14 protein-coding genes are annotated in these 19,712 nt (G+C 41.6%); 5 read left to right on the forward strand and 9 right to left on the reverse strand.

Annotated elements, in window-relative coordinates; translation table 11 throughout:
- The first annotated feature begins 59 nt into the window (after positions 1–59).
- Positions 60–1,127: a Gfo/Idh/MocA family protein gene (locus IQ236_RS19000; protein ID WP_193870762.1), complete on the forward strand. Its 1,068-nt coding sequence runs from the start codon at positions 60–62 to the stop codon at positions 1,125–1,127.
- A gap of 33 nt (positions 1,128–1,160) precedes the next feature.
- Here IQ236_RS19000 and IQ236_RS19005 read toward each other — a convergent pair whose 3' ends face one another.
- Positions 1,161–2,099 carry an SGNH/GDSL hydrolase family protein gene (locus IQ236_RS19005; RefSeq protein WP_193870750.1) on the reverse strand — a complete coding sequence of 313 codons (939 nt, stop codon included), beginning with the start codon at positions 2,097–2,099 and terminating at the stop codon, positions 1,161–1,163.
- 132 nt (positions 2,100–2,231) lie between these two features.
- On the opposite strand from IQ236_RS19005, the gene btpA reads away from it, so the two are divergent.
- The 3 genes from btpA (at position 2,232) to IQ236_RS19020 (ending at position 6,669) form a co-directional block, all read left to right on the forward strand.
- Positions 2,232–3,095 (forward strand): photosystem I biogenesis protein BtpA, encoded by an 864-nt coding sequence (gene btpA / locus IQ236_RS19010; protein ID WP_193870751.1) that lies wholly within the window; start codon positions 2,232–2,234, stop codon positions 3,093–3,095.
- Between the two features lie 180 nt (positions 3,096–3,275).
- Positions 3,276–4,196 (forward strand): vitamin K epoxide reductase family protein, encoded by a 921-nt coding sequence (locus IQ236_RS19015; RefSeq protein WP_193870752.1) that lies wholly within the window; start codon positions 3,276–3,278, stop codon positions 4,194–4,196.
- Between the two features lie 310 nt (positions 4,197–4,506).
- Positions 4,507–6,669, forward strand: a complete 2,163-nt coding sequence (locus IQ236_RS19020; protein WP_193870753.1) for a CHASE2 domain-containing protein — start codon at positions 4,507–4,509, stop codon at positions 6,667–6,669.
- Between the two features lie 473 nt (positions 6,670–7,142).
- Here the strand turns inward: IQ236_RS19020 and nadB are convergent, their stop codons facing one another.
- The 6 genes from nadB to hetZ all read right to left on the reverse strand — a co-directional run bounded on the left by nadB (position 7,143) and on the right by hetZ (position 16,051).
- Positions 7,143–8,855, reverse strand: coding sequence for an L-aspartate oxidase (nadB, locus tag IQ236_RS19025; RefSeq protein ID WP_193870754.1), 1,713 nt, complete (start codon positions 8,853–8,855; stop codon positions 7,143–7,145).
- A gap of 191 nt (positions 8,856–9,046) precedes the next feature.
- Positions 9,047–9,478 (reverse strand): photosystem II complex extrinsic protein PsbU, encoded by a 432-nt coding sequence (psbU, locus tag IQ236_RS19030; protein WP_193870755.1) that lies wholly within the window; start codon positions 9,476–9,478, stop codon positions 9,047–9,049.
- Positions 9,479–9,747: 269 nt separating this feature from the next.
- Complete coding sequence (locus IQ236_RS19035; protein WP_193870756.1) at positions 9,748–10,629, reverse strand: hypothetical protein; 882 nt, start codon at positions 10,627–10,629, stop codon at positions 9,748–9,750.
- A gap of 787 nt (positions 10,630–11,416) precedes the next feature.
- Positions 11,417–13,777, reverse strand: a complete 2,361-nt coding sequence (locus IQ236_RS19040; RefSeq protein WP_193870757.1) for a transglutaminase TgpA family protein — start codon at positions 13,775–13,777, stop codon at positions 11,417–11,419.
- Between the two features lie 95 nt (positions 13,778–13,872).
- Positions 13,873–14,898 carry a hypothetical protein gene (locus tag IQ236_RS19045; protein ID WP_193870758.1) on the reverse strand — a complete coding sequence of 342 codons (1,026 nt, stop codon included), beginning with the start codon at positions 14,896–14,898 and terminating at the stop codon, positions 13,873–13,875.
- The gene (gene hetZ, locus IQ236_RS19050) at positions 14,891–16,051 is read right to left on the reverse strand and encodes a heterocyst differentiation protein HetZ (protein WP_193870759.1); all 1,161 of its coding nucleotides are present in this window, start codon (positions 16,049–16,051) and stop codon (positions 14,891–14,893) included. Before hetZ ends, IQ236_RS19045 begins: the two co-directional genes overlap by 8 nt.
- Positions 16,052–16,198: 147 nt before the next feature.
- On the opposite strand from hetZ, the gene IQ236_RS19055 reads away from it, so the two are divergent.
- Complete coding sequence (locus IQ236_RS19055; protein WP_190515453.1) at positions 16,199–16,687, forward strand: hypothetical protein; 489 nt, start codon at positions 16,199–16,201, stop codon at positions 16,685–16,687.
- Between the two features lie 104 nt (positions 16,688–16,791).
- Here IQ236_RS19055 and sds read toward each other — a convergent pair whose 3' ends face one another.
- Positions 16,792–17,763, reverse strand: coding sequence for a solanesyl diphosphate synthase (gene sds, locus IQ236_RS19060; RefSeq protein WP_193870760.1), 972 nt, complete (start codon positions 17,761–17,763; stop codon positions 16,792–16,794).
- 952 nt (positions 17,764–18,715) lie between these two features.
- The gene (gene murI / locus IQ236_RS19065) at positions 18,716–19,579 is read right to left on the reverse strand and encodes a glutamate racemase (protein WP_190515456.1); all 864 of its coding nucleotides are present in this window, start codon (positions 19,577–19,579) and stop codon (positions 18,716–18,718) included.
- Positions 19,580–19,712 lie beyond the last annotated feature (133 nt).

Genomic DNA, 19,712 nt, shown 5'->3' on the forward strand with positions numbered 1-19,712 from the left:
AGAATAGCTACTCAGCTAGAATTTCTGGGGTGAAAGAGAATCGAGGAGTGCAAAATAGGATGCCCGTCGGATATTCGACTGCTATAACTGGGAGAAATCATCCTGACCCTATCCGAGTTGGTGTGATTGGGGTCGGTAATATGGGCCAGCATCATACCCGTGTCTTGAGTATGCTCAAAGACGTGGAACTCGTTGGAGTTGCTGATGTTAATGTTGAACGAGGGCTTGATACTGCAAGCAAGTACCGCGTTCGATTTTTTGAAGATTATCGAGATCTTTTGGCTTTGGTGGATGCCGTGTGTATTGCGGTTCCCACTCGTTTACACTATCCTGTGGGGATGGCTTGTTTACAAGCTGGGGTTCATGTTTTGATTGAAAAACCCATTGCTGCGAGTATTAGCGAAGCGGAATTATTAGTGAATGCGGCGGCTGATTATCAACGGATTTTACAAGTGGGTCATATTGAACGGTTTAATCCGGCTTTTCAAGAATTCAGTAAAGTCTTAAAAACGGAAGAAGTTTTAGCCTTAGAAGCGCGTCGCATGAGTCCCTATTCTAACCGAGCCAATGATGTTTCGGTGGTGTTAGACTTAATGATTCATGATATTGATTTAATGTTGGATTTGGTGAACGCTTCCGTTGTTAAATTAACTGCCAGTGGCAGCCGCGCTTCCGACTCTGGCTATTTAGATTATGTCACGGCTACCCTGGGTTTTGCCAATGGCGTTGTCGCCACTTTAATTAGTAGTAAAGTCACCCACCGCAAATTACGTTCTATTGTTGCCCATTGTAAAAATTCTTTAACAGAAGCTGATTTTCTCAATAATGAAATTTTAATTCATCGGCAAACAACTGCGAATTATATCACGGATTATGGTCAAGTTCTCTATCGTCAAGATGGATTAATTGAAAAAGTTTATACCAGTAATATTGAACCCCTACACGCCGAATTAGAACATTTTGTCAGTTGTGTTCGGGGTGGAAATCAACCTTCCGTTGGTGGCGAACAAGCTTTAAAAGCGTTACGTTTAGCCAGTTTAATTGAGCAAATGGCTTTAGATGGTAAAGCTTGGGATTTAGCAGAAACCGAATCAGTTATCAGTCATCAGTTATCAGTCATCAGTTAAGAGTTAAGAGTTAAGAGTTAATAACTGATTCTTTCACTGAGAACTGTTAACTGTTAACTGATAACTGATAATTTCACTGACTAATTGATTGCCTGAAGGACTGAGGTGGATATGATCTCGATACAAACTTTGGGGTTGTGCAGTTTCCTTAAATAAAGGTAAAAAATCAATATAAATCCAATTTTGATCTTGGGTTAATTGGGTGAATCGTTGACGCGCTTTAATTTCATAATCCCGTGATCCGGGTTCTCCAACTTCTCGTAATAACGGTGTCATGGCTAATATAAAATTAGCGTGATTTTCAGTGGCGATCGCTTGAATTTTTTGGATTTTCTCTAAATTATATCCCACCAGGTCAGAAGGTTGAGGTTGTTTAGCTGGAGGAATCGGTTCAGACCGTTTTAAATAGCGGTTAAACACTTCCATTAACGCTAAATAGGGTTTTGTATGGGGATAGTTGCGATCGCGTCCTACAACCCCAGAATTTGGGGGCTGAGTAAATAAATCATCGGTATTGAGCAACAATACAATCACCTCTGACCCAAAGGTTCCAAACCGTTGTAAATAGGCGAGTTGATTCGGTGGCCCCCAGGAATTAGCAGCCACATTCAGGACTTCCCAATTGTCCCGGTTTCCCATACGAGCCTGGAGTTGTTGGCGAATCAACGCCGAAAGGGTTTGAGATTGGTCTGTCCACCATCCTCCATTCACCAAGGAATCTCCCAAGAGCAGAACTCGCCTAGTTTCCGGGGAAGGAAGCGGAGTAATTGCGGCACTTCGCATCGAATATTGATTAATTTCAATAGCGTTACCATAACGACGGGTTTTTTGATTCGGAGCTAATAAATAACCAATTTCCTCATCCGCTAAGTAAAGCACCGGAGAACCGAATCCAAAACCAATCCGTAGACCTATCTCAACTAAAATTAAAATCCCAAACAGGACGCTCAACAGAACTAGGGCAATTTTCACTCCTCTACCTCCACACTTTAAGGATAAAATTCTAAAATGTACTGTCTTTTATTCATTTTGAGACTCACCATCCTCTGCTTGTACTCTGCATAGAGGTAAAGCTGCAAAATTTTGGGGGTCATAGGTAAATCTGTGGACTTAGATCAAATCTTTAAAACTCCAAATCCTATTATCGGTGTTGTACACCTGTTGCCTCTACCGACCTCTCCCCGTTGGGGAGGGAACCTCAAAACGGTCATTGACCGGGCTGAACAAGAGGCAACGGCCCTCGCTTCAGGCGGGGTCAATGGCATTATCGTTGAGAATTTTTTTGATGCCCCCTTTGCCAAAGATCAAGTTGACCCGGCTGTTGTCAGTGCCATGACCTTAATTGTGCAGCGAATTATGAACTTAGTAACGCTGCCCATTGGGATTAACGTCCTGCGGAATGATGCTCAAAGCTCCTTAGCGATTGCAGCCTGTGCAGGTGCTCAGTTTATCCGCGTGAATGTATTGAACGGGGTCATGGCGACAGATCAAGGCATTATTGAAGGTCACGCCCATAAACTTTTACGCTATCGGCGAGAATTAGGCTGTGATGTCAAAATCTTAGCGGATGTTTTAGTTAAACATGGTCGCCCTTTAGGATCTCCTAACTTAACTACGGCTGTCCAAGAAACGATTGAACGGGCTTTAGCCGATGGGGTAATTCTATCCGGTTGGTCTACCGGGAGTCCCCCCAGTTTAGAAGACTTAGAACTGGCTAGTGCTGCTGCGATGGGAACCCCAGTTTTTATTGGCAGTGGTGCAAGTTGGGAAAATGTGGGAACCCTAATGCAAGCAGCCGATGGCGTGATTGTGTCCAGTTCTCTGAAACGTCATGGACGCATTCATCAACCCATTGATCCCAGTCGAGTTAGTCAGTTTGTGGAAACCACTCGGCGCAGTTTAGCGGCTCATGCTTCCTCTTCCCCTTGGACGAAAGATAGCCCAACACCCGTCATCAGTAATCCGTAAGATCATAGGTTAGACGTGTCTGGGCGCGTCTGTATGAGTTAACAGTTAGAAGTTAATCAACCAATGGGTATTGATTTTTGACTGATGACTAATGGCTGTCACTCATTACTGATGACTGATTACCGATCACTAATTAGCTCTTACACTGATTACTGATGACTGACAACTGATAACTGATTTATGCGCGGACGTTCTACTCCTTGGATTCATCTTTGGTCACGCAGGATTATTGCGGTTATTGCAATCGTGGGTGTGATCGAAAATATTTATTTAACCGCAATTAAGCTGATGGGGGGGACGGCGGTTTGTCCCACTTCCGGTTGTGATGAAGCACTCAATAGTCCTTATGCAACGGTCTTGGGTTTACCCCTAACTTTATTTGGACTTTTAGCTTATACAACGGTTCTGATTCTAGCCCTCGCTCCTCTCAGCATCAACCCAGTCACTGAAAAATCCCGTCACCAAAAGTTGGAAACTCAGACTGGGTTTGGGCTATTCCTCGTCACCACCGCAATGGTGTGTTTTAGCAGTTACTTAATGTATCTGCTGTTTTTTAAACTTCAAGCGGTTTGCCCTTACTGTATTGCTTCAGCCCTTTTCTGTGTCAGTTTATTTGTTCTGACCCTAATTGGCCAGACCTGGGAGGATGTGGGTCAGCTTTGGTTATCCGGTTTAGGGGTTGCCATGATTACAGGAATTGTAGCTCTGGGTTTATACAATAGTGTTAATGTTGCCAATCTCCCTGCGTCTGGCGATGACAGTCAAGGACAAGTCGGGTTAGCCATTACGACAACATCAGGGCCAGCAGAAATTGCCTTAGCTCGTCACTTAACCGAAATCGGTGTCAAGGAGTATGGCGCCTATTGGTGTTCCCACTGTTATGATCAAAAGCAACTGTTTGGCAAGGAAGCGTTTGCTATCATTAATTATGTGGAATGTGATGCTAACGGTAAAAATCCTCAAACCCAACTTTGCCAAGAAGTGGGGATTAAAGGGTTCCCAACGTGGGAAATTAAAGGGGAATTTTACCCCGGAATTCAACCCTTAAGAAAATTAGCTGAATTATCAAATTATCAGGGACAACAAAACTTTAAGTTTTGATCAAGATTAAGCATCGAGTTGGGTAGGTTGTTAATCGGGATCTGGCAGACCAGGGATAGATTTCAAAACCTATCCCTATCTAAAGATTGATAACGGTTGATCACTTAAAACTTGTGGGACGAATTCGTTCTGTGTCTTTTCTACATCGCATCTTCTTTGAGGGAGACGTTAGGCTAATGTTGATTCACCAGATGAAGTCAACATCTAACAGACTCCTAGATTTAATTTTAGTTTTAATTGTAAATAGATTACCCTGCAATTGGGGTGAATTGGCATTAACTTTAATACAGAAAGAGGATGGTTTCATTAGATGTTGAAGAGATTTAAGGGTTCTCGTCGTCAAGTTATCCCGGCTCTAAAACGGTGGTTATCTCATGAAGGTCGAGTCTTAGCCACTTCTTCTAGTGTGGCAGGAGTTGTGCTTCTGATTCGATTTTTAGGAGTATTACAACCCTCAGAATGGGCTCTGTTTGATCAATATTTTCGTTGGCGTCCCCTAGAACCTGTTGATGAGCGAATTGTTATTATTGGCATTGATGAACAAGATTTACAAAAATATGGATTTCCCACTTCTGATGGCATTCTTGCTCAACTTTTAGAAAAAGTTAATGCGGCTAAACCCAGAGCTATTGGTTTGGATATTTATCGAGATTTACCCATCGAACCCGGACAAGCAGAATTAGAGAAAGCTTTTAAAACAATTCCCAATTTAATTGGGATTGAATTATTAGAAACTGACCGAAAAGATGGAGTTCGCCCTCCTGAAATTTTAAAAACAAAAAAAGAAATTGGTTTTAATAATTTAGCCAGAGATGCTGATGGAAAAGTTAGAAGAGGTTTATTATATAGTGATACTGAAGATGGACAAACTCACACCAGTTTTGCGTTGAAGTTGGCTTTAATTTATCTCAAATATCAAGGCATTAAAGAAGAGTCTTATTCTCCAGACTCTAATGAGTTAAAACTAAAAAATACGGTATTTAATCGGTTTAAACCTAACGATGGGTCTTACATCAGAGCCAATGATAGAGGTTATCAATTTTTAGTCAACCTGCGGGGGCCATCGGGAACTTTTCCTAGTATTCCCATGCGAGATATTTTAGAAAATCGAGTGTCTCCTGATGTGATTAAAAATCGAATTGTGATTATTGGTTCTAAGGCGGCTAGTATTAAAGATTTTGAATTAACTTCTTATAGTGATGGGGTGTTTAAAGCCTCCGCACCCATTTATGGGGTAGAATTGCAAGCTCAATTAATTAGTCAAATTATTAGTTCTGTTTTAGACGGTCGAACGTTAATTAAAGTCTGGCCTGAACCTTTAGAATGGCTGTGGATTTTCGGGTGGTCTTGGGTGGGTGCAACCTTAAGTTGGAAATTACAATCCCCTCGTCGTTCTGTGGGTTTAATTATGTTAATGACTATCGGGATAACAGGAGCCACTTACCTCGCTTTTCTGGGTGGTTGGTGGATTCCTGTGATTCCTGCTAATCTGGCTTTAGTGGGGTCTGCGGGGGTGATTATTGCCCATTTTGCTCATTTACAAGGACAGTTAAAACGCTCTACGGAATTTTTACAAAGTATTATTAATACGATTCCTGACCCCATTTTTGTCAAGAATAAAGATCATGAAAAACTGGTCTTGAATCAAGCCTATTGTAAATTTGTGGGTTATCCTTTAAATGTATTAATGGAGAAAAGTGATGAAGAACTTTTTCCCAAATATGAAGCAGAACTCTTCCGTCAACAAGATGAACTGGCATTTCATACCACTTGGGAACAGGAAAATGAAGAACAATTAACCGATGCTCATGGTATTACTCATTATATTGCGACGAAGCGATCGCTACACCAAGATGCGGCGGGAAATTTATTTTTAGTAGGGGTGATTCGGGATATTACAGAACGCAAATTATTAGAAGACAATTTAAAACAAATTGCCGCCGAACTGAAACGCTCAAATGCTGAACTGCGAGTTTCCGCCGAACATGACCCTTTAACGGGACTTCCTAACCGTACCTTATTTAATGAACGCTTAAGCCAATCCTTAGAATGGGCCGAAAGTCAAAATCGTTTAGTCGCCCTCTTATTTTTGGACTTAAATGATTTTAAGGATGTCAACGATAATCAAGGACATCATATTGGAGACTTACTGCTCAAAACCGTTGCGAACCGACTCAAAGGCTGTTTACGGGGAAGTGATACCGTCTCCCGCTTAGGAGGCGATGAGTTTACCGTTATTCTTCCCGGAATTCCCAGTAAATCCGATGCGGCTAGAGTCGCCCAAAAAATTCTTGATACCATTACTCAAGAAACCGTCTTAGAAGGACATCATCTCTCGATTACCACCAGTATCGGGATTAGTTTTTATCCAACGGATACTCAAGATCTCGAAACTCTGATTAAGTTAGCGGATACTGCCATGTATCGAGCCAAGAGCAGTGGACAAAATTTGTATGAGTTTGCGAATCTCTAAGCTAACTCCAACTGTATATCTACAGAGGATTTCCCGGACAGTTTTATGTTAAATTATAAAAATATTTTATAAAAATTGTAATGATTTTTAATCATCGACTTTACATCTGGGGAAATAGGGCTGATGGTCAACAACTCTCCCCGAATACTCAGTGTAAATACGGAATATAATTGATATACTTGAACCATTAAGGCAGTTTTGTTATCGTTGGCTGCCCTGGTTGAAAGATTAAAGGTTTAATTAGGGGGTAAAACGATTGTGGTTTCTAGCCTAACACTCAAAATATTGGCAGGGGTTTGCTGTTTGCCCTTAAGTGTTGCCTTGCTTTTTGCTCTCATCCTTAAGTTTGGGCCAGCCAACCCGCTTAATCTTTCTCAATTTCATCATTTTTCAGTTCCCTCAGATTTAATTTGTGAGTACGTTCCGCCTAAAACGGGAAAACCCCCAGATGGTGATGGTTCTGGCTCACGAACTTAATCGGGAACTGGGAGTGATTTCCAAATTTGATTTTCTTGAATTAAAGTATGAACTTGCCAGCTTGGGTCTGACTGTGGGTAATCTTGTCGATAATGACCCCCGCGACTTTCAAGGCGAAACGCTGCACTCTTCAAAATCAACTCGCCAATGCTGAGTAAGTTACGAGTTTCTCCCCATTGTTTTAAATCATGTGCCTCAATGCCCACTAATTCCCAATGACTCGAATCACTCGGATGTACACGAGATAATAATTGGCTGATGGGTAAAGCTAAAAATTCTTCAGACCATGCTTTCACCTGAGTTAAACCCTCCTCCAAGTGATCAGACTGGCGACAAATCCCAGCACTTTGCCATAGGACATGGGGCAAGTGGGATCGAATTGATTTAATTCTAGCATAGTCTTCTTCCCAGTTGCAGTTATTCAAAATCACTGGCTTGATTTCTAAAGTTGAATCAAATTTTTCCTTCGGGGTCGGAAGGTTAAGAAAGTCAATAGATGCTAGTTGAGCACCAAACACTAAACATTCTAGCAAAGAATTGCTGGCTAAACGATTCGCACCATGCACTCCGGTACTGGCTGTTTCACCCACAGCATAAAGTCCAGGGATAGAAGTTTGACCTTGAGTATCCGTCACAATACCCCCCATCCAATAGTGGGCTGCTGGGGTCACAGGAATGGGTTGATTTAAAATATCAATGCCCCACCGTTGACAAACCTGAATAATATTCGGAAAGCGATAGCGGATTTTGTCTGGGGGAATAAACCGTAAATCTAACCAAACTTGTTCTCCATGATTTCCCGGTTGTTGACGTAACTGTTGCAAATGGTTGAAAATAGCCCGACTGACCACATCTCTCGGCGCTAATTCTCCCCGGCTATCATAATCAAAGACAAACCGCCGACCTTGGCTATCTATTAAGTGGGCGCCTTCTCCCCGGACGGCTTCACTAATTAAAAATCGCGGCGCCCCCGGTTGGGTTAAGGCCGTTGGGTGGAATTGGAAAAACTCTAAATCTCTCAGTAATGCTCCAGCCCTCCAAGCCATAGCCACCCCATCCCCGGTACTCACTTCTGGGTTTGTGGTATGGGCAAAAACTTGGCCTCCTCCCCCCGTAGCTAAGATTACAGCCTTTGCTTTCACCCGATAAATCTGATGATTATGAATCAAACTGATACCTTGACAACGTTGGCCGTCGGTATCCATCCATAAATCTAAGGCGAAGGCGGGAGAAATAATTTTAATATTGGGTTGTTCTAAGACTCGTTCGGTTAAGGTTGTAATCACCGCCCGTCCAGTTGTATCGGCGGCGTGCAGAACTCGATGACGGGAATGGGCCGCTTCTAAGGTGAGCGCTAACTGGCTTTGATGCCGATCAAAGGCTACGCCTAATTCTACTAACCGATGAATACAGTTTGGCGCATGATTGACTAGAAATTGAACAGCCTCTACTTCACATAACCCAGCCCCAGCTTTTAAGGTATCTTCTAAATGCAGAGTGGGAGAGTCATCGCTTGAAATCGCAGCAGCAATTCCTCCCTGCGCCCAATCACTCGCTGATAGGGGGAGAGCATCTTTACTGACTAAGCCAATCTGCAAGTGTTCAGGTAAACAAAGGGCGGTATATAATCCCGCCGCTCCTGTACCCACAACCAACACATCAAACACTAAGGGCAGGTGGGAAGTTAAGGAAGTCTCAATAACGGTCATGGGTCAGTGCCAGGATGAAGGGTTGGTTTTAAGTTAGGGATGAGGGTTTTGATCTGTACAACTGTTTGGTGTCCAGTACCCCAGAACCATAACAGATTTAAACAGATTAAACTGACGTTAGAGATTATGTTAACTTTTTTTAATCTTGTTAACATAATCCGTACATTCTGACACTGATTCCCAAAAATGGCTTAGTCGTAAGCCCCAACATTTAACCGTTGGTCACCTTCGATAAACACAGACTCAGGAGGAGTCACGGTAAAGTTCTCTAAATTCTGTTGCAGAATTTCTTTTTGTTGTTCTGTCAAACCAGATATTTTCAATACATCCTCAACGGAATCATAGGGTGCATTCCGAATAATCAGTGACCCTAACTTGGGAAACATTCCTTTGTATTGACGAAAATCTCGCAGATCGCTATTATTTAAGTCCAATTTATTGCGAACCTTAGCCATCTTGTCATCAACACGATTTCTCCGAGGCATTTCCGTTGCTAAGATCCCAGAAGTAACCCCAGACTGCATCACGTTTAAGTTTGCAGCTAAAGCACTGTGATGTCCAGTCCATCCTAGACAACCGACTATCAAAACTAACACAGCCAACAGGCGACTCAATCGTTTCATCAACGCTCTTCTCCCAACTGACATAAACAGCATTTACAAGAATTTGATATTTTCAGGCAGAATGAGTAGCAAAGTGTATTCTACCATCTCCTTTACCCCCAATTTAGGCGCAAAGTTCAATAGAAAAACTTGCTGATCCCCTAGCCAAAAAGCCCGGATTTGGAAGTTTACTCAAATCACAGTTCAGTTTATGCTGTTGTCAACCTTTTCCGGTTTTATGTAAACTTTCTTAAAATTTGTTACGGTTCTGGCATTGCAGAAGTCGCAACTTATCGCAGTCCTACCCCCATCCCATAGCTATAAATACTTAAAACTTGATCTTCAGCACTCATAATGATTTTAATTCCGGTTCCATCCGGGTTCATCCATTCATAAGCTGCCTTAAAATTCTCTGCTAATTCGGGATTAAAGCCTGTATTCACGGTTCCTTCACTCCCCATAATCACTTTCACCTGTTCATAGGTCATCCCTAATCGCAATTGATAATACTGTTCACGACTTGCTAAGGTTGGCCCTTCTCGACGGTTTGGGGGCGCGAGTTGTCCAATGGTATAGTTATCTAAATTTTGAGTCAAAACCGAGGTAACGTTTTGATTTTGATCAAAGATTACGGTAATTCGAGAACCATTGGGATTTAACCAGTGATAACGATTGTCTGATAAAGTCTGGGAAGAATGATTGATTTGTTCATCTTTTTTGCCTTCACTACCCATGATTTTAACGACTTCATCATAAGCCATTCCTAACTTAATTTGATTATATTGATCAATCAGAATGGTACTTTGGGATAAATTTTGTAAAATTCCGTCTTCAGCTTTGGTAACTTGTAAATGTTCGGGATGGCTTAAATTATAAGACGCTAACTTGATGACTTTTTTATCGGCATCAAAGACAATACTAATCGCTGAACCATTGCCATTAATCCAATGATAAATTACGGGGGAATTAGCGTTCTGATTGTTTCTAAACCCTCCATCTTGTTGTCCTTCTGACCCTAAAATCGTTTTGACTTGATCATAGGTCATGCCAATTTTAAGTTGACTATATTGCAATAGGTTATAGGGATTAACCGTTGTCGGTTGCGCTTGAACGGGTAAACCCCAGAGAAAACTACTGATTAATCCCGTTACTACTATTCGCTTGATCACCATTGTCCCTCACACTTGCAGATTGTTGGTTGTTATCGGGAATACTGGGTTTAAAACCCCTAACTTCTAGTTAGGCTTTGTATTGATTGCCAGAAATATTAAACGATGTTAGGATCTAGGATAACAGGAAAGGTAAAGAACCTGGATAAAAACCTAACTACCTAACGGTAAGATACTGCACCTTGACAAATAAATCTAAGGGGTTCTACTGCATAGTTTTGGCTTCTTCCCGGCAGTGGGTAAAAGATTTACGGGAGCTAAACGACCAGTTTTAAGAAAATCAAAAAGAACTCGCAGCAATGCGAATAGGGTAGGGCATACCCGAATTTACGTTTGGGGAGAATCCCACCTCTGATCAAAGCACTGCAAGGTACTTTGATTAAGTGGTTTCGTTGAACCAAGAATCCTCACGCCTTTAGGCTGAGGAGTGTCAATTTATCGGAATTTTCGTAAAGACTCATGGCCTATCTTGTCTAGGGTTGGAAACTTGATATAAGTTTAATTTATTAAAAAAGCGTTATCGTTTTAAATTTTAAAATTTTATCTCGATTTTAGGGCAAATTTTGTCAAGAGGTTATTGCAACCCATTTGCAACTATTGACGCAATTACGCCGTTTGGTGCTATAATACAAAAAAGATAATCTGGGGAAGTATAGCTTTATTAAAAATCATAAGTCTAAAATCCTTATTTTTCGTGTAATCATAATATTACATTCCTGAATTTACCTTGAAGTGTGATACCAAATTTTCAGAGACTATTTTGATCTGCAATAAGTTGAGCTTGACAAAATCATCGTTTTATGTATTTAAGCCAACTTCGATGGTTTAGCCGTCTCCAATATGCTTTTTTTAAATTCAGCAATAACTCTCGCATTTGCTCAAGATTAAGCTGTTTTCCACCATAACGCCAACCGATATAGCCTTGAGACAATTCATCAATAACTTCAGATTCCGCAATTGAATGATATTGCTGTAACCAAGACGCATATTCTAAGGGGGTTTGTGCAGGATGTTTCGGATACCCTTTACGGGCTAAAACCGCTAAGAGTTGTTGGTAAAGACTTTCTTCAGGAGGGAGTTTCGCCAACCAACGACGATAGCGCCAACCCTGCCAAATATCCCAACTTAACCACCCGAAAAATGCAATCACAATAGTAATGATTAATCCACTAAAAATTCCTAACCCTCCCTGGGTAAATAAACTAAAAAACCAACGAATTCCTTGAAGTATTCCTAAAATTATTATTCCTAAAATCGCTTGTAATCCATTCGCAACCGGAGAAGGTAGCCAACCCGCCACCCAACTCCAAAACGCTTTTAACGCACTAAAAGTTTGGTCTTCTTCCACGGTCGGGGGAATTAAATCCATCCCCGGAATGGGATTAAATGCAAACCAACCATACTCAGGAAAATATACCTCTGTCATCGCAAAAGCATCGGTATTTTTCACAACATATAACCCCGTAAAATAATTAAACTCCCCAGGGTTAAATCCAGCAACCAGTCGCGCTGGAATTCCAATAGAACGTAACATTATTGTTAGAACCGTAGAAAAATGATCAGGGTAGCCTCCAGTAATTTTTTCACCAGGGGGACTATCTTGATACCCAAATAGAAACGCTGCGACTAAATCTTCATTTTTCCTTAAAAAAGGAGGTTCCTGTTGTAATTTATAATTAGGGTTTTGTTTAAGATATTGTGCTAAATATAAAACTTTTTCATAGGTTGAATCTAAAGGTTTCTTATTTTGAGAAACTTGATTGACGCTGGCTAAAATTTCTTCTGTCTTTTTCCTAACTTTCTCCTCGATTTCTTCAGGAACTTGTAAATAATATTTTTTGATAGTTTTGGGATAGTTCGTTGATGCTTGTTGTAATTGATTGCGGTTACGATAGGGAACTTGAGAAACCACTGTGTAGGTCATTCCTTCTCGAAGTTCCAAAGGTGAGCGCAAATTTCCATCAGGATCAATAGCAATTTCCTCGGTGGGAAAATAGATTTCCTTTGGCTTATCCATCGCCGGAATTAAACTCGGAAGTTGTTGCAGTAGGGTATAACTCTGAACCACTTCTTGAGTTTTGGCTTGAGTGATTAATGGAAACAAATTAAACTGATAAGACCAAAATGAACGTTTTAAAGGAATAGTTCTATCGTTACGAGAAATTTCCCATCCTTGTCCGGTATAGCGATCAAAAGCAACCACCCGCCAAAATCCCCTCGCTTGTGATCTTACCCGCAGAACCTCTTGAGGCTTTAATTCTCCCCGTAAATTCTGATTAATTTTAGTATTAAATCCATAATAAAACGTATCGTTGAGCGTTCCGGCTCCTGTTTCCTGATTTAATCCCGTACCACCCCCACCGGAATTATTATTCTGATCTTTTCCTGAAGACACATAACCCGGATTTAAAATCTGTCTGCCATCAAATTGTCCCGGTGGCATTTTAATCGGAGAACTCACCGGAAATGTTCTTAACTGATATCCGGGGAACCGAGGAAGAGCGGTAAAAATAATTAATCCTAAAGCAACTACGACTAAAAAAAGAATTCCAACAAACTTAAAATTTACCTGACTTCCCGGTTGCTGTGATGTTTTTTTCGACTTAAATTCAAGATCTCCTAACCCTAACCGAGAGCGATAATCTAAAATTAACGTCGGTAAAGCCAACCCCAAAAATACTAACACCACAGGCGCAAACGCCATCGTTTGACTAAGCGTCCCTGCGACTCCCAATAAAATCAACCCAATCACCATCGAATACCCCAAATCTTTGCGACGGGGTAAATCAAAACTATGTAAAACTTGTAATTCAATTAATAATCTAGCTAACGCTAACCGCGTATCATTCATTTCCCCAAATAGTCGCCCAAAAAATGCAGCCAGGGCAACTAACATTCCAATCGCAATACAAAATTTAATCGGCACATTGCGATGGCGGCGACGAAACCAACTCCAGGTTGCCCCCAGGATACTTACAGGAATTGCCCATAAATTCAGGGGTTCCTCAATAGCAACATCCGTTGCCACAATCCCCGCAATCACTAACAATTGAACTAACACCCGTAGCCACAGGGAATCCTCCGGTACTGGCTTGGGTGCTGCTTCAATCCGTCGCCATAATTGACTAAAAAAAGGGATTGAGGGTGTCATCGTTTAAGCTTAAAGGTTAAAGGGTTGAAACCTTAAACTACTTTAACTTAAGATCACCTAAACTGACAGACTAAATTTAGCTTATGGGTTGCTCCTTATTCAATCCAAGGTTGGGGGCAAATTGCAAAACAGAGGGGATTTTGATCGTCACTATGAAATAAAACATGAAGTCGATAAATTTGGTTCGGTTCCGGGTCTATGAGTTCCAGTTTCAAATATCCGGGAGATTCCCGTTGCGCTGTTGCTGATCTCGTGTCATCTAATAGTTGCAACCGTCCCCCTGCTGGAAGTTGACCCAGAATTTTCAAACTAGCTCCATACTCGGTTTGAACATATTCCACCTCAAGGGTCAATTCTCCTAAAGTCGTTAACCACTCTTGGCGAACAGGAGCTTGATTCAAACCACAATTGAGAGTCAGAGCCTGAAGAATTTCCTGCGCTGCTAATAATAACAACACCATTTGTTGTTCAGGGGTTGCCGTTTCATAACAAGGCTGAGACTCCGTTAAATCAGTATAACTTCGTAAACGCCCTAAAATCACATAACCTGCCAATTCATTCAGAGGTTCAGATTCATTGGGAAATAACGTTTCCACCACCTGAACTAATTTAGCACCTTGCTGCAAAGCAGAGTGAACCACTTTTTGACAAGGAACCAATAATTGATTAAAAACCCGCTCTGGTAGAGGAATTGACCATCTCAATTGCTGTCGATGAGCAACCCAAAGATTAGATAAAGGAACCTGTTCTGGCCCGAATGCGTCTGGATATTCATGCTGCAAATCAGTGCCAACGGGTTCCCAAGGAAACAAGGGCGGGTTCAGTTGAATCGTGGCTTTGAGTCTTTCTCTCAAAACGGTCTCAAATCGGTTTTTCACAATCGGTATATCTCCCAGTGTGAATCGTTGACTGTTGGGGTCGAAAACGTCCATCTCTTCAGAATCAAGGGGGTCTAATTCCTCCCCCTCTGAGTTTTCAACCCCAAAAGTCTCATCAGGAATGGGATGGGAATTTAATCCCTCCTGAGCCTGATGAGATGAAGATGTCGTTGGCTGTTGCAACAACCAGTCAAAGAATCGACGCTCACAGCATTGATTATCTCGGTTTGCTTCGTTATTCATCACTGGATGCCCCTGCTCCGGATACTGAACGATTCCTGATTTCCCAAGCCAACTCTAACAATTTAAACCAACGTTTTTGAATCTGAGCTTCTTTGCAATTTAAATTTTTGGCAATTTCCGCATCAGATAATCCCTGTTGTTTTAACTTTAACAAACTCTCCTGATCCGAACCAATTTGATTTAAGAATTCTTGCCATTGATGGGGCAATAATCCTAAATCTCGTTCTAAATCTGCTTCTAACCATTGGTGAACTAATTCCCAACGATGTCCTAAAGCAAATCGAAGCAGATGATACTTAAATCGTTGTTGCAAATAATCACGCTGACGGGATGTTAATCCGAGGATTTCCTCAATTTCACGAGTGGGTAAATCCTGTAACCGCAAGGCAAAATAGTCAGCACAATCTTGTTGTTTGTGTTCTTCTAAATAAGCCATCAGTTCCTCTACTACCGTTTGACGGAGAGAATCGGACTCTGATTGGTTGGACTCTGTTACCATTGCGGCTCGGACTTGCTGGAGTGAAGCATCATTCCAGGTGGTATCAGATTCGGAACCTGACCCCTCAGCAGCTTGTTCTAAATCGACAAAACTTTCTTTAGGCTGTTGTTGAGAGAAGGTTTGCGCTCTGAGTATAATCAATTGTTGACTCCGACCCCGGGCTAAAGGAATTCGCCGTTTACCGTAGCGTTCCGTAAATGCCATATATTCCGCAAGTTCCAAGAGTGTCCGAGGACGGTAGGTGGCAGCTAACTGCGCTTCTTTACGAAAGGCATTCAAGGTTTCTAAATAAAAGGCTTGTAAAAAATCCTTAATTAATTCCAATCGAGCTTGGTAACTCGATTGCACTTGAGGAGGAGTAATATATCGATAAACAATCGCGCTCAAGGTACTATGTAACTCCAACGGCCCCTGTTTTGACCCTAGCTTATAATATTGAATACATTGCTGTAAACGGTGTTGAGCTAAAGTCATGGCCCAAGTTTCTATGTCCCCTGAATCTTGAATCCGTTTGCTTTCTGTACAAATGCGGGTGGCTTCTTCGGTAATTCGTTCTGCAACATCCCGACAGTTTTGTTCAGACGCACGAGTGGATAGATTTAGTTCTCTCAATAGCCTTTGGAAAATTGTTGCGTTCTGGCAGATTTCCCCCATGATGTCTAGTTACTACAATGACCCTAACACACTGATTCTGGAATCAGCCTTGGATTTCCGGATGGTTTACTATTGTGGAACAGGCATCTTGCCTGTTCATGGGGAGATGCGGGAAAGAATACAGCCAACAGTCAACAACCAAAACTTATGAATTTAGATCAACAAATTCAAACTTTAATTGATAAAGCGCCTCAAGATGGAACAACCCCCCAGGTGGTTGAAGCGATTTCACCTGCGCTAAAACTATTAGCAGAACAATTGCAACATCCCGAATATTATATTTTACAAACTTTAGATCAAAGTTGGGTCGTTCAGCCGTTTATTAATGTAGATCAACCCCAACTCAAAAAAAGAGTCATTTATGCGTTTTCAACTTTAGAAGATGCGTTAACTTATGGGAATCCTGATTCGGGTTCTCAACTTGTAGCTATTCCGTTACCCGTTACTCATATTTTATTTCAAATGGTTGTCTTAGAAATGCCGGATAGTTTATGTTTTTTTGAAATTCCTAAAAATTTTCAGTCTGCTACCGAAATCAAACGCAGCGAAATTCAAGAATTAATACAAGTTTATCTCCAAGACTATCAACAACGTCGTCAGTCTAAATCACGGAAAATTCCACCCAATATTGCTTAAGACAGTTATCAGTTATCAGTAATCAGTTATCAGTAGAAAATGGGCAATAGTCAACTGTCAGTAGAGACGCACCATGGTGCGTCTCTACACTGTCAACTTCCCCCTTAATAAAGCCGACTCAAAACATAATCTGCTAAATCAATTAATACCTGTCGAGATTCACAGACTTGAAAAGGTTCGATGTACTTTACGGCAACTTGTGCATGATAGGAGGCTAATTCCCTAGAACGTTGAATTCCTGAGCTATCTCTAATTAAGGTTAAAGCTTGTTCTAAATCTCCTTCTTGAGCAAATTCTCGCTCGATTAATGTTTCCAAAGATGGTTTTTCTTCTAAAGCATAGAGGGTTGGCGCCGTTAAATTTCCACTTTTGAGATCAGAGGCGGCTGGTTTTCCTAATTCCTCGGTGACACCAGTAAAGTCCAAAATATCATCGACAATTTGGAAGGCTAAACCAATATGGCGACCATAGTTATATAAATCTTCTGCCTGTTGGGTTGAAACCCCACTTAAAACACCTGCTGCTTTAGAACTATTGGCAATCAAAGAAGCAGTTTTATAATAACTTTTTTCTAAATAGGCTTCAATTGATAATCCTGTATCAAATCGATTCAAACCTTGTTGAATTTCTCCCTCCGCTAAATCCATAATCACTTGGGATAGTAATTTGACAACTTCCAAGTTATCCAAATTGGCTAAATACCAAGAAGATTGAGCAAATAGGAAATCTCCGGCTAAAACCGCAACTCGGTTATTGAATAAGCTATGAACTGTTGGCACTCCCCGACGCATTTCAGCATCGTCCACCACATCATCATGGACAAGACTGGCGGTATGAATCATTTCTGTGATTTCTGCCAACCTCCGATGCTTGAGGGTAATATTTTGATCGGGCATTGTGGTTCGGGAAATCAACAGGACAATCGCAGGACGTACCCGTTTCCCTTTGACACTAAACAGGTGTTCTGCGGCTGCATACAAAATCGGATGTCGTGCACCGACAAGTTGTTTTAAGTTATCGGTCAACTGCCGCAGGTCTGCTTCAACTGGCGAAAATAGAAGAGTTTGCGATGTCATGGATTAGCCAACTCAGGCGTTGAGTTAACAAAATTTTACATATTATAGTCTGATTTTAATCTGTTTCGGTTCAGGGGAGCCCATTGAAGTTGAAACAGGAGTCTGGAAATTTCGGCGTAAATAGACCCTAATCCAGAAGGGATAGGGATTTTAACACTTCTGTCTAACCGTTGAGAGAGGTTACTTCTGGCTATTTTCTATCCCTTCTGGCCAGGTGTTGTCTCCAGGTTGGGTAAGCCACCTCAAAGCCAAAAAAAAATTTCCTGAAATGCTCCTGTTTTCTAATTTTTGTGTTATCTTAACAGTAAGAGTTTAACCAATAATTCTACACATTAAGGGAAACGGGTCTAGCGATCAGATTAAGGATAATCAATCGCCACCTGATTGTTCCATTGGCTTTCGGATAGCCGTTAGAACTTTTTTTAAGAGTTCGCAAGCTGATTCCAGTCGGTGGACTTATCCATGACATCGGTTAGAGGAGTCTCTATTTAGGGTTTTCTGAGAGAACCCTAGGGTTTTTCATAGGGAATCTTCTGGCGGAGTTAAGTGTGAGCAATATTTCCAGGGGATGAGAATTCCCCATAGAAATTTTTAGTAGTAGGTCATAAAAGCTAGACCCTGGCTTTGCGTGTTGACCTTATGTAGGGGATATTAAACTCCTGTGCGCTCCTTCTCCTAATTCTTGTGGCTGGCTCCTATGTTTTATAATGATATGCCTTTAATCATCCCGCTTTTGGCAACGGGCTATGTTTTAATGATTTATTTGCTCTTAGCCCTCGCTAAGTATACAACAAATATCTCTCGATTGAGATCTTAAAAATCTATCTTAAATCAGTTTTCCCAAATTACTGGATCAAGTAATCAAGAATTCTGAAATGATGCAATGGAAATGGAAAATGAAAAACAGACCCACCCAGTTTGAGACAAGCTGAGTGGGTATTGTTGTTAAATATCAGGTTAATGATGGGGTAATACCATCACTGACCGCCATAGGGGCAGTATTGACAGGTTCCATCGTGGGTAACGTAGTCGCTTCTACCAGGGGAGTAAACCCTAACCACTGAACCGAAATAGAAGCAAACTGTTGAGGACAACCACTCACACAAAACCGAGTGGGTTTGGGAGAGTAGGTATTCCGCAGTCCTAACAGTTCTAATTCTTTAGCCGCAGCTTTGACTAAAGACACCGCCGGGTCAACAAGTTGAACGTGGGCCGGAAGGATAGAACGCAAGACAGGAGCTAAATGGGGATAATGAGTACAACCATAGATCAGGGTATCAATTTGCTGCTGAATTAAGGGGGTTAAATAGTCCCGTGCCACTTGATAGGTATAAGGATCATGAATCCGGTTTTGTTCAATTAAGGGAACAAACTCTGGACAGCCCACTTGCCAAACTTGAACAGAAGAATCTGTTTCCTGAATGGCGTGACGATAGGCATTACTGGCGGCTGTTGCGGGGGTAGCAATTACCCCGATGCGCTTTCCGTGTCGCACGGCGGCTTGAGCACCGGGAAGAATTAATCCGAGGATGGGGATATCAAATTCATCTTGAACCGTTTCTAAGGCCAGGGCGGAACTGGTGTTACAAGCCATGAGAATCATTTTGGCATCCTGCTGCATCGCCCAAAGAATAATGGGACGGACAAACTGCACAATTTCCTCTCGTGAGCGGGTTCCATAGGGTAACCGCGCCGTATCTCCAAAATAAAGAACGGATTCATTGGGGAGTTGGCGGTAGAGTTCCCTTAAAACCGTTAATCCTCCGACACCACTATCAAATATTGCGATTCTTTTTTGTCGATTGTCCGTTGTCATGAGTTAAAAATCAGTCTTTGATTGTCTGTTATCGATGGTTAATAGGTCTGTTGTCAAGTCTGTTGGCTGTTAAACCAAAGCAATACCCAATAGGGAATAAATTATTTCTTCCCCTTGTCCCCTTGTCCCCTCA

This window comes from Planktothrix mougeotii LEGE 06226, from assembly GCF_015207485.1.
In the GTDB taxonomy this organism is placed as follows: Bacteria; Cyanobacteriota; Cyanobacteriia; order Cyanobacteriales; family Microcoleaceae; genus Planktothrix.